Origin of the sequence: Azoarcus sp. CIB, from assembly GCF_001190925.1 — a bacterium.
Lineage (GTDB): Bacteria > Pseudomonadota > Gammaproteobacteria > Burkholderiales > Rhodocyclaceae > Aromatoleum.
This window is the reverse complement of record NZ_CP011072.1, coordinates 3,698,703-3,711,939: the sequence shown is the minus strand read 5'-3', so window position 1 is coordinate 3,711,939 and position 13,237 is coordinate 3,698,703. Positions and strand designations below refer to the sequence as shown.

Annotated in this window: 13 protein-coding genes; 2 read left to right on the top strand and 11 right to left on the bottom strand. The window is 67.3% G+C overall.

Features of this window, described 5'->3' with window-relative positions; all coding sequences use genetic code 11:
* Positions 1-10 precede the first annotated feature (10 nt).
* The 8 genes from AzCIB_RS16525 to tsaE all read right to left on the bottom strand — a co-directional run bounded on the left by AzCIB_RS16525 (position 11) and on the right by tsaE (position 9,091).
* Positions 11-1,150: an efflux RND transporter periplasmic adaptor subunit gene (locus AzCIB_RS16525; RefSeq protein ID WP_050416886.1), complete on the bottom strand. Its 1,140-nt coding sequence runs from the start codon at positions 1,148-1,150 to the stop codon at positions 11-13.
* Positions 1,151-1,383: 233 nt separating this feature from the next.
* Entirely contained in the window at positions 1,384-2,322 is a 939-nt protein-coding gene (gene ispH / locus AzCIB_RS16520) for a 4-hydroxy-3-methylbut-2-enyl diphosphate reductase (protein WP_050416885.1), read from the bottom strand.
* A 37-nt stretch (positions 2,323-2,359) separates the two neighbouring features.
* Positions 2,360-2,788: an FKBP-type peptidyl-prolyl cis-trans isomerase gene (locus AzCIB_RS16515; RefSeq protein WP_050416884.1), complete on the bottom strand. Its 429-nt coding sequence runs from the start codon at positions 2,786-2,788 to the stop codon at positions 2,360-2,362.
* A complete protein-coding gene (gene lspA / locus AzCIB_RS16510; RefSeq protein ID WP_198149549.1) occupies positions 2,785-3,324 on the bottom strand; it encodes a signal peptidase II in 540 nt (179 codons plus the stop codon). Before lspA ends, AzCIB_RS16515 begins: the two co-directional genes overlap by 4 nt.
* Positions 3,317-6,136 carry an isoleucine--tRNA ligase gene (ileS, locus tag AzCIB_RS16505; protein WP_050416883.1) on the bottom strand — a complete coding sequence of 940 codons (2,820 nt, stop codon included), beginning with the start codon at positions 6,134-6,136 and terminating at the stop codon, positions 3,317-3,319. The genes lspA and ileS overlap by 8 nt, the downstream gene beginning before the upstream one ends.
* Before the next feature lie 24 nt (positions 6,137-6,160).
* Entirely contained in the window at positions 6,161-7,111 is a 951-nt protein-coding gene (locus tag AzCIB_RS16500; RefSeq protein WP_050416882.1) for a bifunctional riboflavin kinase/FAD synthetase, read from the bottom strand.
* Positions 7,112-7,265: 154 nt separating this feature from the next.
* Positions 7,266-8,582, bottom strand: a complete 1,317-nt coding sequence (locus AzCIB_RS16495) for an N-acetylmuramoyl-L-alanine amidase (RefSeq protein ID WP_198149548.1) — start codon at positions 8,580-8,582, stop codon at positions 7,266-7,268.
* Complete coding sequence (tsaE, locus tag AzCIB_RS16490; protein WP_050416880.1) at positions 8,579-9,091, bottom strand: tRNA (adenosine(37)-N6)-threonylcarbamoyltransferase complex ATPase subunit type 1 TsaE; 513 nt, start codon at positions 9,089-9,091, stop codon at positions 8,579-8,581. Before tsaE ends, AzCIB_RS16495 begins: the two co-directional genes overlap by 4 nt.
* Between tsaE and queG the strand changes: the two genes are divergently transcribed.
* Together queG and murI are read left to right on the top strand one after the other, a co-directional pair.
* The gene (gene queG / locus AzCIB_RS16485) at positions 9,077-10,171 is read left to right on the top strand and encodes a tRNA epoxyqueuosine(34) reductase QueG (RefSeq protein WP_050416879.1); all 1,095 of its coding nucleotides are present in this window, start codon (positions 9,077-9,079) and stop codon (positions 10,169-10,171) included. The genes tsaE and queG overlap by 15 nt on opposite strands.
* Positions 10,172-10,213: 42 nt before the next feature.
* Positions 10,214-11,017 carry a glutamate racemase gene (gene murI / locus AzCIB_RS16480; RefSeq protein ID WP_198149547.1) on the top strand — a complete coding sequence of 268 codons (804 nt, stop codon included), beginning with the start codon at positions 10,214-10,216 and terminating at the stop codon, positions 11,015-11,017.
* Positions 11,018-11,035: 18 nt separating this feature from the next.
* Here murI and AzCIB_RS16475 read toward each other — a convergent pair whose 3' ends face one another.
* The 3 genes from AzCIB_RS16475 to AzCIB_RS16465 are packed head-to-tail and all read right to left on the bottom strand — an operon-like array spanning position 11,036 to position 13,220.
* Positions 11,036-11,914: a sulfurtransferase gene (locus AzCIB_RS16475; protein ID WP_050416877.1), complete on the bottom strand. Its 879-nt coding sequence runs from the start codon at positions 11,912-11,914 to the stop codon at positions 11,036-11,038.
* Positions 11,911-12,273 (bottom strand): SpoIIAA family protein, encoded by a 363-nt coding sequence (locus AzCIB_RS16470; RefSeq protein WP_050416876.1) that lies wholly within the window; start codon positions 12,271-12,273, stop codon positions 11,911-11,913. Before AzCIB_RS16470 ends, AzCIB_RS16475 begins: the two co-directional genes overlap by 4 nt.
* A complete protein-coding gene (locus AzCIB_RS16465; RefSeq protein WP_083447043.1) occupies positions 12,270-13,220 on the bottom strand; it encodes a DMT family transporter in 951 nt (316 codons plus the stop codon). The genes AzCIB_RS16470 and AzCIB_RS16465 overlap by 4 nt, the downstream gene beginning before the upstream one ends.
* Between the last annotated feature and the right edge of the window lie 17 nt (positions 13,221-13,237).

Sequence of the window (13,237 nt, the reverse complement as noted above, 5' to 3'; positions counted from 1 at the left end):
GGTCGGTGCCTCACCGCTGCGGCGAGGCGACCGGCGTGGCCGCCGTAACCTCGACCAGATCGCCATCGTTCAGGAAGCCGACGCCGCTCTGGACGAAGTGTTCGCCGTCGGCAATGCCGGACACGATCTCGATGCGATCACCGCGCCGCCGGCCGGGCGTTACGCGCACCTGCGTCAGCTTCTTGTCGGGGCCTACCCGGAAGACGTAGGTGAATCCATCGCGCAGGAGCACGGCCGATTGCGGCAGGCTCAGAACATGGGGAGCCTCCTGGGCCGCCGGAGTGATTTCGCCACTTGCGAACATGCCCGACTTTGCACCGCTTTCCGCGAGATCAACGTAGACGATTCCGTTGCGAGTCTGCGGGTCGATCGATGGCGCGATGCTGCGCACGCGGCCATCGACGGTTTCGCCGCTGGCCAGCTTCAGTTTCGCCGCGTCGCCGGCGCGGATCTGGCCGATGTCGTCGGCCGCGACCTCTGCGTGCCATTCGAGGCGTCCCTGCAGGATGAGGCGGTAGAGTTCCTGCCCCGCCTGCGGGACGGTTCCCATTGTTGCGGCGCGTCCGGATATGAGCGCATCGTCGGGGGCGAGGATGCGGGTTTGCCGGACGCGCAGTTCAGCCAGATGGACGCGTGCGGCGGCGAGTTCGATGCGCGACTTCGAGGTCTGCTCGGCCGTCAGGTACTGCGTGACCTGCTGTTCGCTCATCATGCCCGTCGGCTGGAAGCGCCGGGCGCGGTCGCCGTTGGCGCGCGCTTCGGCGTGCATGGCGCGCGCCTCCTGAAGCTGCGCGCGAGCCTGGGCGAGGTCGGCCTGCACGACGGCGTCGTCGAGGGTCACCAGTATCTGCCCCTTCCTGACCCGGTCGCCGACATTCGCGTGCACCTGGGCGATGCGCAGTCCCCCGATCTCGCTGCCGACAATGGTCTCCTGCCACGCGGCAACATTGCCGGTCGCGGGAATCGATCTGCTCCATGCAACCGGCTGTGGACCGGTGACTTCGACCGTGAGGGCTGGCCGGGCAGCGGACGTCGCGGCGGCGGGGGGGGGCTGCGGCGCATCGGCATTCGGTGCGCTGCACGCCCCGAGGATGGCGAGCACTGTAGCCGGCAAGAGCGCAGCCAGCCGTTCGGAATGTTGGCGTTTCATCGCGGCAGGGGCTCCCCTGGGGCTGCTGGATATCACCCGGCCTCGAGTGATGCTCCGGTGGTGATGCGTCTGGGCATGCGAGCGTCGTGCGGACCGCAGGCTTGCCGCACGACGCTCGACGACGGCATATTTAGCCCTCTTGTTCGCCGCTTGGCAACATGCGTGCTATTGCTGAAGAGGCAGCCGCCCCGCCGTGGGGCCGTCATGGCGAAGGAGTCGGCGGGCCGGGACGCTCATGCGTCGGTCTGCAGTTCCTTAGGCAGCGGGAAGGTGACGCGCTCGGGGACGCCTTCGAGGGTCCGTACCGAGCCACCGCCCAATGCCTTGAGGCGCTCGATGACGGCATCGACGAGCACTTCCGGAGCCGAGGCGCCGGCCGTCACGCCGATGCGCTTCCTGCCGTCGAGCCAGGCCGGGTCGATGCCGTCGGCGTTGTCGATGAGGTAGGCGGGCACGCCGAGCAGTTCCGCCACTTCGCGCAGGCGGTTGGAATTCGAGCTGTTGCGCGAGCCGACGACGAAGACGATGTCGACGCGCGGCGCCATGAACTTCACGGCGTCCTGCCGGTTCTGCGTCGCGTAGCAGATATCGTCCTTCTTCGGTCCGATGATGGCCGGGAAGCGTTCGCGCAGGGCGGCGACGAGGGTGGCCGCGTCATCGACCGAGAGGGTGGTTTGGGTGACGTAGGCGAGCTTTTCGGGGTCGGCGACCTGCAGCGTCGCGACGTCTTCGACCTTTTCGACGAGGTGGATGCCGTCCTTCACTTGGCCCATCGTGCCTTCGACCTCGGGGTGGCCCTTGTGCCCGATCATGACGATCTCGCGGCCCTGTTCGCGCATCCGGGCGACTTCGATGTGCACCTTGGTGACGAGCGGGCAGGTGGCGTCGAACACGCGCAGGCCGCGCTTCTCGGCCTCGGAGCGCACCGTCTGCGGCACGCCGTGGGCGCTGAAGATGACGGTGTTGCCCGCCGGCACTTCGTCGAGTTCCTCGACAAACACGGCGCCCTTGGCGCGCAGGCCGTCGACGACGAACTTGTTGTGCACGACTTCGTGGCGCACGTAGATCGGTGCGCCGAAGCGTTCCAGCGCGCGCTCGACGATTTCGATCGCCCGTTCCACGCCGGCGCAGAAGCCGCGCGGGTTGGCGAGCAGAATTTCAGGGTCGTTCATTGTGGTCTCTGTGTCGGGGTCGGGGCGCTTGGGTGCGTCAGAGAACGCCGATGATGTCCACCTCGAAGCGGATGGTCTTGCCGGCGAGCGGGTGGTTGAAGTCGACGATTGCGCGGACGTCGTCGATCTCGCGCACGAGGCCGGAGTAACGGGTGCCGTCCGGTGCGCCGAACTCCATGATCGTCATCGGTTCGATCTCTTCCTCGGGCATGTGTTCGCGCTTCACGTGCTCGACGAGGTCCGCGTTGTAGGGGCCGAAGGCCTGTTCCGGCGCCAGCGTGAACTGCTGGCGGGTGCCGACTTCGAGGCCTTCGAGCACGCGCTCGAGACTCGGTAGGAGATCGCCGCAGCCGAGTTGCAGCGTCGCGGGCGTGCCTTCGAAGGTGCTGATGAGCGGCTGGCCGTTTTCTAGTGCGATGCGGTAATGCAGCGTTACGAGGCTGTTCGGTTGGACGGTCTGCGTCACGAGGGGTTCTCCGGAATGGTGTTGCGCGGAGCGCGGAACTGCGCCCACAGCATCAGGGCGACGCCGACGGTAATCGCCGAGTCTGCCACGTTGAAGGCCGGCCAGCCGTAGCGACCGATGTGGAAATAGAGGAAATCGACGACGGCGCCGTGCACGAGGCGGTCGATCACGTTGCCCAGTGCACCGCCGATCAGCAGGCTGAAGGCCAATGGCAGCAGCTTCTCGCGCTGGTGCTGGCGCAGCAGCGTGAGGAGCCAGCCGCAGACGCCGAGGGCGAGGATGACGAAGAACCAGCGCTGCCAGCCGGAGTGGTCGGCGAGGAAGCTGAATGCCGCGCCCGGGTTGTAGACCAGCACGAGCTGGAAGAAGCCCGTGACCGGAATGGCCTCGCCGAATTCGAGCTTCGACAGCACGAGCCATTTCGTGAGCTGGTCCAGGCCGATCACCAGCGCCGCGAGTTCGAGCCAGCCGAAGAAGCGGCGCGTCAGCGCGGGTGCGCTGTGGGCCGCTTGCGGGGCTGCGGCGGAATCACGCATGGACGCGCGTTTCCCCGGCGCCGAAGAGGTTGTCGTGGCAGCGGCCGCACAGTTCGGGGTGGTCGGCGTGGCTGCCGACGTCCGCGCGGAAGTGCCAGCAACGGCCGCACTTGGCGTGCGCCGACGAGCCCGCGTCGACGCCCTCGGTCGCCTCGTCGGCGGCGCGAACGAGCTCGGCGCGCGAGGTGATCAGCACGAAGCGCAGATCGTCGCCGAGGCTCGCCAGCGCGTCGTACGTCGCGCCGCTCGCACGCACGACGACTTCGGCCTGCAGCGACGATCCGATCCTGCCTTCGGTGCGCAGGCCTTCAAGGACCTTCTGCACCTTCGCCCGCTCCTCGCGGATCAGCGTCCAGCGGGCGACCAGGGCCTCGCTGTCGGCAAGCGCGGGCAGTTCGTGCCAGGTGTGCAGCATGACGCTGTCCTCACTGTCCTTGCCGATGAGGTGCCAGATCTCCTCGGCGGTGAAGGCGAGGATCGGCGCCATCATGCGCGTGATGCTCTGCGTGATGTGCCACAGCGCGGTCTGCGCGGCGCGGCGCGCGGGCGAGTTCGCCTGGGTCGTGTACAGGCGGTCCTTGAGGATGTCGAGGTAGAACGCGCCGAGGTCTTCCGCGGCGAAGTTCTGCAGCGCCTGGACAATCTTGTGGAATTCGTAGCGCGCGTAGTCCCCGGTGACCTGCTCCTGCAGGCGCTGCGTCAGCGCAAGCGCGTAGTGGTCGATATCGAGCCACTGTTCGACCGGCACGCCATCCTTTGCGATGTCGAAGTCGGCGGTGTTGGCGAGCAGGAAGCGCAGCGTGTTGCGCAGGCGGCGATAGACTTCGACGACGCGGTCGAGGATCTCCTTCGAGATCGTCAGCTCGCCCGAGTAGTCCGTCGCGGCGACCCACAGGCGCAGGATTTCGGCGCCGAGCTTGTCGGAGACTTCCTGCGGCGCGACGACGTTGCCCTTGGACTTCGACATCTTCTTGCCCTGGCCGTCGACGACGAAGCCGTGGGTCAGCAGGCCGTCGTAGGGGGCGCGGCCGTCGACCGCGCAGCCCGTGAGCAGCGACGAGTGGAACCAGCCGCGGTGCTGGTCCGAGCCTTCTAGGTAGAGGTCGGCCGGCCAGCGGCTGACGTCGGCGTGCGAGCCGCGCAGCACCGTCCAGTGCGTGGTGCCGGAGTCGAACCAGACGTCGAGGGTGTCGCGCATCTTGTCGTACTGGGCGGCCTCGGCGCCGAGGAGTTCGGCGGCGTCGAGCTTGAACCAGGCGTCGATGCCTTCGTTTTCGACGCGCCTGGCAACATCTTCGAGCAGTTCCAGGCTGCGCGGATGCGGTTCGCCGGTTTCCTTGTCGAGGAACAGCGGGATCGGCACTCCCCAGTTGCGTTGGCGTGACACGCACCAGTCGGGGCGGTTCGCGATCATCGAGTGCAGGCGGGCCTTGCCCCAGGACGGGAAGAACTGGGTGTCGTCGATGGCCTTGAGCGCGAGTTCGCGCAGGGTCGGCGCGCCGGGCTCAACGACCTCGCGGCCGGGGAGGCGATCCATACCGACGAACCACTGCGTCGTCGCACGGTAGATCACCGGCGTCTTGTGGCGCCAGCAGTGCATGTAGCTGTGCGTGAGGCTGCCCGAGGCGAACAGGCTGCCGACCTCGGAGAGCTTCTCGACGATCTTCGGGTTGGCGTCCCACACCGACAGGCCGCCGAAGAAGGGCAGGCTTTCGTGGAACACGCCGTCGCCCTGCACCGGGTTGAGGATGTCGTCGTTGCGCATGCCGTAGCGCATGCAGGACTGGAAGTCGTCCAGGCCGTAGGCCGGCGCGCTGTGCACGATGCCGGTGCCGGCGTCGGCCGCGACGTAGTCGCCGAGGAAGACGGGCGAGACACGGTCGTAGAAGGGGTGGCGGAACTGGATGCGGTCGAGCGCGACGCCGCGGGCGGCAGCGAGCACGCGACCTTCGAGCTGGTAGCGTTCGAGGGCCGATGCGCGCAGCTCGGCGGCGAGGATCAGCAGGCCCTTCGGCGTTTCGATCAGTTCGTACATCAGTTCGGGATGCACGTTGAGCGCCTGGTTGGACGGAATCGTCCAGGGCGTCGTGGTCCAGATCACGATGTGGACGGGCTGCTCGGGCAGGCTGTCGAGGCCGAAGGCGCGTGCGAGTTTGGCGCGCTCCTCATCAGCGAGCGGGAAGCCGACGTCGATCGCGGGCGACTTCTTGTCCTGGTATTCCACTTCGGCCTCGGCGAGCGCGGAGCCGCAGTCGAAGCACCAGTTCACCGGCTTCAATCCCTTGAACAGGAAGCCCTTGCGATACATCTCGCCGAGCGCGCGGATTTCGTCGGCCTCGTTGGAGAACTGCATCGTGCGGTAGGGGTTGTCCCAGTCGCCGAGCACGCCGAGGCGGATGAAGTCCTTCTTCTGGCGCTCGATCTGCTCGCCCGCATACTCGCGGCACAGTTCGCGCGCGCGGTCGGCCGGCAGGTGCTTGCCGTGCTGCTTCTCGATCTGGTGCTCGATCGGCAGTCCGTGGCAGTCCCAGCCCGGTACATAGGGGGCGTCGAAGCCCGCCATGGTCTTGGAGCGGACGATGATGTCCTTGAGGATCTTGTTCACCGCGTGGCCGATGTGGATGTCGCCGTTCGCGTACGGCGGGCCGTCGTGCAGGATGAACTTCGGGCGGCCGGCCGCGGCCTTGCGGATCTTCTGGTAGAGCTTTTTCTGCTGCCAGGCGGCGATCCAGCCCGGCTCCCGCTTGGCGAGGTCGCCGCGCATCGGGAAGGGGGTGTCGGGCAGGTTGAGCGTCTTGCGGTAGTCAGCCATGGTGGGTTCGGGCCTTGGTGGCGATCAGGGGCAATTGGAGGGGCGGATGGGATTGTCGGCGAACCAGGTGCGGGCGTCGGCCGCATCTTTGGCGATCTGGGCCTTGAGCGCATCGAGGGAAGCGAACTTCGCCTCGTCGCGCAACTTGTTGAGGAAATGCACGCGCAGGTGGGCGTCGTAGCAGTCGCGGTTCCAGTCGAAGAGGTGCACTTCGAGCGTGGGCCTGCCGGCACTGGTCACGGACGGCCGCACGCCGATGTTGGCGATGCCGGCGACCGGCGATTCGCCTAGGCCTTCGACGCTGACCGCGAACACGCCGGCGAGCGCGGGGCGGCGGTGCTTCATCTGGATGTTGGCGGTCGGGAAGCCGAGCTGACGGCCGATCCGATCGCCGCGGATCACGCGCCCGGCGATGCTGTAGGGGCGCCCGAGCAGGCGCGCGGCGTGGGTGAGGTCCCCTTCGGCGAGCGCTTCGCGCACGGCCGAACTGGATGCGCGCTCGCCGGCCACGTCGAGCGTGTGCATCGCCTCGACGGCGAAACCCTGTTGCGCGCCGCGTGCCTCGAGCAGAGCGAAGTCGCCCTGGCGGCGGGCGCCGAAGCGGAAGTCGTCGCCGATGATGAGATGGCGCACGCCGAGGCCGCGTACGAGGATGTTGTCGATGAACTGGTCGGCCGTCACCGCTGCGAAGCGGGCGTCGAAACGGCAGACGTGAACGCGGTCTACACCGGCCGCGGCGAGCAGCAGCAGCTTTTCACGCAGCGACGCGAGGCGGGCAGGGGCGTCGTCAGGCGAGAAGTATTCGCGCGGATGGGGCTCGAACGTCATCACCACCGCCGGCAGTGACATTGCGCGCGCGGTGTCGATGAGCATCTGGAGCAACGCCTGGTGGCCGCGATGCACGCCGTCGAAGTTGCCGATGGTGAGCACCGAGGGTTGCGCGGCGTGCCCGGGAATCCCGCGAAAAACCTGCATAACCGCCTGAAAAAAGCCGTAATTATAACGGCAACGCGCCCGCTCTGGGGCGGGCGCGCGGTGCCGACAGTGCGATCGCACTAACGACTGGAAGGGGCTTTATGTTGGGGCGAGGGCGTGAGTCTGTCCGTTCCGTGGCGTGCAGGCGGGCAAATCAGTCCAGCTGTGCGATCTTGGTGCGGCCGATCGGCGGATTGTCGCGGAAATAGATCCGCAGCCCGCGCAGGATCGCGTTCGCCATCTTGTCCTGGTAGGCATCGTCGTTGAGCCGCTGCTCTTCTTCGGGATTGCTGATGAATGCCGTTTCCACAAGGATGGACGGGATGTCCGGGGCTTTCAGCACGGCAAAGCCGGCCTGTTCGACGTGCGCCTTGTGCAGCTTGTTGATGTCGCCCAGTTCGTTGAGTACGGCCTTGCCCAGCTTGAGGCTGTCGTTGATCGTCGCGGTCTGGGACAGGTCGAGCAGTGTGCGGGCGAGGTGGCCGTCCTGCTTGGCGAGATTGACGCCGCCGATGAGGTCGGCGTCGTTTTCCTTCTGTGCGAGCCAGCGTGCGGCCGAACTCGATGCGCCGCTTTCGGACAGGACGAAGACCGAACTGCCGCGCGCATCGGGGCGCACGAAGGCGTCGGCGTGGATCGACACGAAGAGGTCGGACTGCACGCGCCGCGCGCGTGTGACGCGCTGGCCCAGCGGCACGAAGTAGTCGCCGTCGCGCGTGAGCACCGCACGCATGTTCGGTTCGGCGTCGATCTTCTGCTTCAGGCGGCGTGCGATCGACAGCGTGACGTTCTTCTCATAGCTGCCGCGTGCGCCGACCGCGCCCGGATCTTCCCCGCCGTGACCGGGGTCGAGCACGATGGTGACGAGGCGGTTGGCGGCCGGGCGAGTGGAACGCCGGGGGGGCGAAGCCTGGTCGGTGGAGTCGGGGCGCGCGATCTGTGCGGGCGCGTCGACGGAGGTCCGTGCGTCGCCCGTCTGGCCCGCGGCGGCATCCATCGGCGAGGACTTCTCGATCAGGGCGAGCAGCGGGTCGACCGGCGTCGTGGGGTACAGGTCGACCACGAGGCGGTGACCGTAGTTGCCGACCGGCGCCAGCGTGAACACCTGCGGGTTGATCTCGCTCTTCAGTTCCACGACCAGGCGCACGACGCCGGGCCGGTTGCGGCCGGCGCGGATCAGCTTGATGTAGGGGTCCGAGTCGAGCACCTTGGACGGCAGCGATTGCAGCACGCTGTCGAACTCGACCCCTTCGAGGTCGACGACGAGGCGGTGCGGATCGGTGACGAGCAGGTGGGTAAACTTGAGCTGCGAGTTCCCTTCGATCGTGACGCGGGTGTATTCCGCCGCCGGCCATACGCGCACCGCGAGGAGGCTGGTCGCGGCCATGCCGACCGGGCTGACGAGCAGCGCCAGCGTCGCGCCGGCGAATTTCAGCAGGTCGCGTCGCGTCACGCCGGGCGCGGCAGTCATGTCGGGTTCCGGTTCAGCTCCGAATCCAGTTTGCGTATGCATGTGCGTCCTGCCTCCGTCAGTGCCAGCGCTTCGAGGCGCCGGCCCGGGCCGGATACGGTGAGGCGGATTTCGAGGTCCGGTGCGGCAATGTATGGCGCCGCCTTGTCCGGCCATTCCACCAGACATACCCCGTTTCCGTCGAAATACTCGTCCAGCCCTGCTTCCAGATATTCTTCTGGGACTGCGAAGCGATAAAAATCAAAGTGATATAAGTGTAATCTAGAAACAATATAAGGTTCAATCAAGGTGTACGTGGGACTTTTCACCTTTCCGTCGTGACCGAGGGCACGTAGCGCCCCTCGAACCAGCGTTGTCTTGCCGGCGCCGAGGTCGCCGCGCAGGTAGATGACGAGGCCCGCGTGCAGGGCTGCGGCAAGGGCCGCGCCCGCGGTTGCGGTGTCGGATTCGTCGTCGAGGTGCGCCGAGAACGGGCTGCTATCATCTGCCCGGTGATGAACGTGAATCATGATGAAGTCCCTGCGGATGTCGCTCCCGACGCGTCCTTGAGCGCGCTCGTCGGGCGGATGAAGGTTTGGGCCGGCGAGCTGGGCTTCGCCGATCTGGCCGTGTCCGGTGTGGATCTGTCGTCGGCCGAGCCCGGGCTGGAAGCCTGGCTGGCGGACGGTTTCCACGGAGAGATGGATTATATGGCGCGGCACGGCATGATGCGGGCGCGTCCGGCGGAACTGGTGCCGGGCACGCTGCGCGTCGTGAGCGTGCGCATGAACTACTGGCCCCGCGCGGCCGACGCGCAATCGGCGCTGGACGATCCGCAGCGCGCCTACGTGTCGCGCTACGCGCTGGGCCGCGATTACCACAAGCTGATGCGCAACCGCCTGCAGAAGCTCGCGGAGCGCATCGCTGCCGAGGCGCCGCACGGTTTCCGGGTGTTCGTCGATTCCGCGCCGGTGCTCGAGGTCGAACTCGCGAGCCGGTCCGGCCTCGGCTGGCGTGGCAAGCACACCTTGCTGCTGAACCGCCGCGCCGGCTCGTATTTCTTCCTCGGCGAGATCTTCACCGACCTGCCGCTGCCGCTCGACGCGCCCGAGACGCCGCATTGCGGCAGTTGCCGCGCCTGCCTGGACGCTTGCCCGACCGGCGCGATCGTCGCGCCGTACAGGGTCGATGCGCGGCGCTGTATTTCCTACCTGACGATCGAGCTCAAGGGCGCAATTCCCGAGGAGCTGCGGCCGCTGATCGGTAACCGCATCTACGGTTGCGACGATTGCCAGCTCGTGTGTCCGTGGAACCGCTTCGCGCAGCTCGGCGCAGAAGCGGACTTCGCGCCGCGCCACCGGCTCGACGAGGCGGAGCTGTTAGAGCTGTTCGGGTGGAGCGAGAGCGAGTTCCGCGAGCGGATGGCGGGCAGTGCGATCCATCGCATCGGCTTCGAGCGCTGGTTGCGCAATCTCGCCGTGGCGCTCGGTAATGCGCCCGGCACACCGGCGGTGCTGGCCGCGTTGCAGGCGCGGGCGGACGACCCGTCGGCGCTCGTACGCGAGCATGTCGCCTGGGCCATGGAGCGGCACGGGCTACGGCAGGGGTGAGCTTGCGTTAAAATCCGTTTTTGTCCCGACCTGGTTTCTGCATTGGACTCCTCCCGACCCATAGGCGTATTCGATTCCGGCATCGGCGGACTCACCGTCGTGCGTGCCCTGATGGAGCGCCTGCCGCTCGAACGCATCGTGTATTTCGGCGACACCGCGCGGGTGCCCTACGGCGTCAAGTCCGTCGCGACGATCGAACACTTCACTGCGCAGATCACCGAGTTCCTGCTGCAGCAGGACGTCAAGATGCTGATCGTTGCATGCAACACGATGGCGGCGGTGGCGGCCGACGTGGTGCGGCGCCTGGCGCGCGACATTCCGGTGCTCGACGTGATCGAGGCGGGCGCGCATGCGGCCGTCGCGGAATCGGACGGGCGCGGGATCGGCGTGATCGGCACGCCGACGACGATCAACAGCAATGCCTACGCGCGGCGCATCCACGCGTTGGATCCCGGCGTGCGGGTGTATTCGCAGGCCTGTCCGCTGTTCGTGCCGCTGGTCGAGGAGGGCTGGCTGGATCATCCGGTAACGCGGCTGACGGCGCAGGAATACCTGAAGCCGGTGCTCGCCGAGGAGGTCGGCAGCCTCGTTCTCGGCTGCACGCATTATCCGTTGCTCAAGCCGCTGCTGCGCGATGTCGTCGGCCCGGGCGTGCGCCTGGTCGACTCCGCGATCACGACGGCCGAGCTGGCGGCCGCCAAGCTGCTGGAACTCGGCATCGCCAGCACTCACGCAGGGCCGACGGCCTATCGCTTCGTCGTCACCGATGTGCCCTTGCGCTTCCAGACCATCGGCGAGCGTTTCCTCGGGCGCTCGCTCGGCACCGTCGAAAAGGTCGAGTGGTAGAGCGGCCGTCGCCGACGGTCAGCGCCCGGGGCCGGTTGCTATCGGGCGCGCCGGATCAGCGCACCATTCGCTCCACGAGCCGGCGTAGAGACGCGAGCCGGTCAGTCCCGCGGATTCCATCGCCAGCAGGTTGTGGCAGGCGGTGACGCCCGAGCCGCACTGGTGCACGACGCGGTGGGCGTCGCCGCCTTTCAGCAGCGCGCCGAATTCCTCGCGCAGGATCGAAGCCTGTTTGAAGTGTCCGCGGCCGTCGAGGTTGTCGCGGAAGAAGCGGTTGGTTGCACCGGGGATGTGCCCGCCGACGGGATCCAGGGTCTCGTTCTCGCCGCGGTAGCGGTCGGGGCTGCGAGCGTCGATCAGCAGCATCTCCGGGTTTTGCAGGTGATCGAGGACGTATGCCGCATCCACGACTTCGGGGTGCAGCGAGACGCGGAAGGTCGCGGCGACCGGTTCGGGGGCTTTCGCAGTGAGCGCCTGGCCGGCTTCCAGCCACGCGACCAGTCCGCCGTCGAGGACCGCCGCGCAGTGGTGCCCGATCCAGCGCATCATCCACCACAGGCGAGCGGCGAACATGCCGCCGGCGTCGTCGTAGGCGATGACCTGGGTAGAGTTGCCGACGCCCGCGCGCGCGAGGCGCTGTGCGAACGCTGCGGGATCGGGCAGCGGATGGCGGCCGTTCGTTCCGGTCAGCGGGCTCGAAAGGTCTTCGTCGAGGTGCAGGAAGCGCGCGCCCGGGATGTGGGCGCGGGCGTAGACGTCGCGGCCGAAGTCGCGGTTCGCGAGGTCGTGGCGGCAGTCGAAGATCACCCAGTCGGGATCGTCGAGATGCTGGGCGAGCTCGTGAGCGCTGATCAGCGTGCTGTAGGACGCGGAACAGCTGGACGTAGAACTGCTCACTGTGCGGGCTCCTCGGCCGCCTCGAGCCAGGTGCGTGCTTCGGTTTCGTCGTCGAAGACGAGCACTTCCGCGTCGACGAAGATCTGCGAGATCCATGCGCTCCACGTTAGCCACTGGTCCTGCGTGAGCACGGCGACGCGGCGGAAGTCGTGCGCATGCCTGCGCGAGAACTTGATTTCCTCCCACGCGACGTCGAGCGTGAACCCGGCCATTTCGCGCAGATCGAACAGCAGGCTCACCGGGCCCTCGAACTGGATCTTGTAATTGACCAGTTCTTCGAACTCCTTGTAGTCCGCGAGGGTGAATTCGCCGAACACCGCAACGGCGACCAGGTTGGGGCGATGGTCCGTTGTGATCATGACTGCCTCCGCATGGCGACTGGATTATGCAGGCTACTATATCCCCGGGCGGTAGCCGCTTCAATCGGGACTGCGGCCGCCGGGTGCCGCGCCGGCGGGAAGCGCCTGGGCGCGGGGCGCGAGGCGACCGACACGGCCGCGCCGCTGGCGATGATCAGTACGACGGCGATCCATGCCTCGAGCGGGAGGATTTCGTCCCACAGCAGGGCGCCGAAAAGGCTCGAGAAGATCACCGTAGTGTAGGCCAGATTGGCCGCGACGATGGTCTTGCCGAAGCGATAGGCCCGGGTCATCGCGAGCTGGGCCAGTGCGCCGAACAGACCGATGCCCGCGAGCGCCGCGCCGCCGTACAGGTCGATGGCGCTCAGTTCGCCGGCCAGCGCCCAGGGGATGCCGAGCAGGGTCGTGATCGCCGAGAACCACAGCACCGTCCGCGCCTCCGGCTCCCCGGCGCGGCCGAGTTCGCGCACGTTGATGTAGGCCAGGCTCGCGACGAGGCCGGAGCCGAGTCCGGCGCAGGCGCCCAGCCATTGTTCGGCCTGCAGCGTGGGTTTGAGCAGCAGGACGACGCCGACGAAGCCCAGCGCGACCGAGGCGATCACCGGGCCGCGCAGGCGCTCGCGGAACCACAGGGCGAGCAGCAGGGCGACGAAGATCGGCGAGGTGTAATTGAGCGTAACGGCGGTCGCGAGCGGCAGGGCGCTGATCGCGTAGAAGTAGCACATCAGCGCCGCACAGCCAGCGAGGGCGCGGGTGATCTGCAGCCGCCAGTGCGGCGTGCGTAGCGGTACGCCCTGAACGCGCGCGATGAGCGCGACGACGAGCAGACCGACGAAGCCGCGATAGAACACGAGCTCCCCGGTGGAGAAAGTGCCGGCGCCGAGCTTGACGCATACCCCCATGCAGGCGAAGAGGAGGCTGGCGACGATCATCCAGAGGGATTGCATGGTGGCTTGTTGCGGTG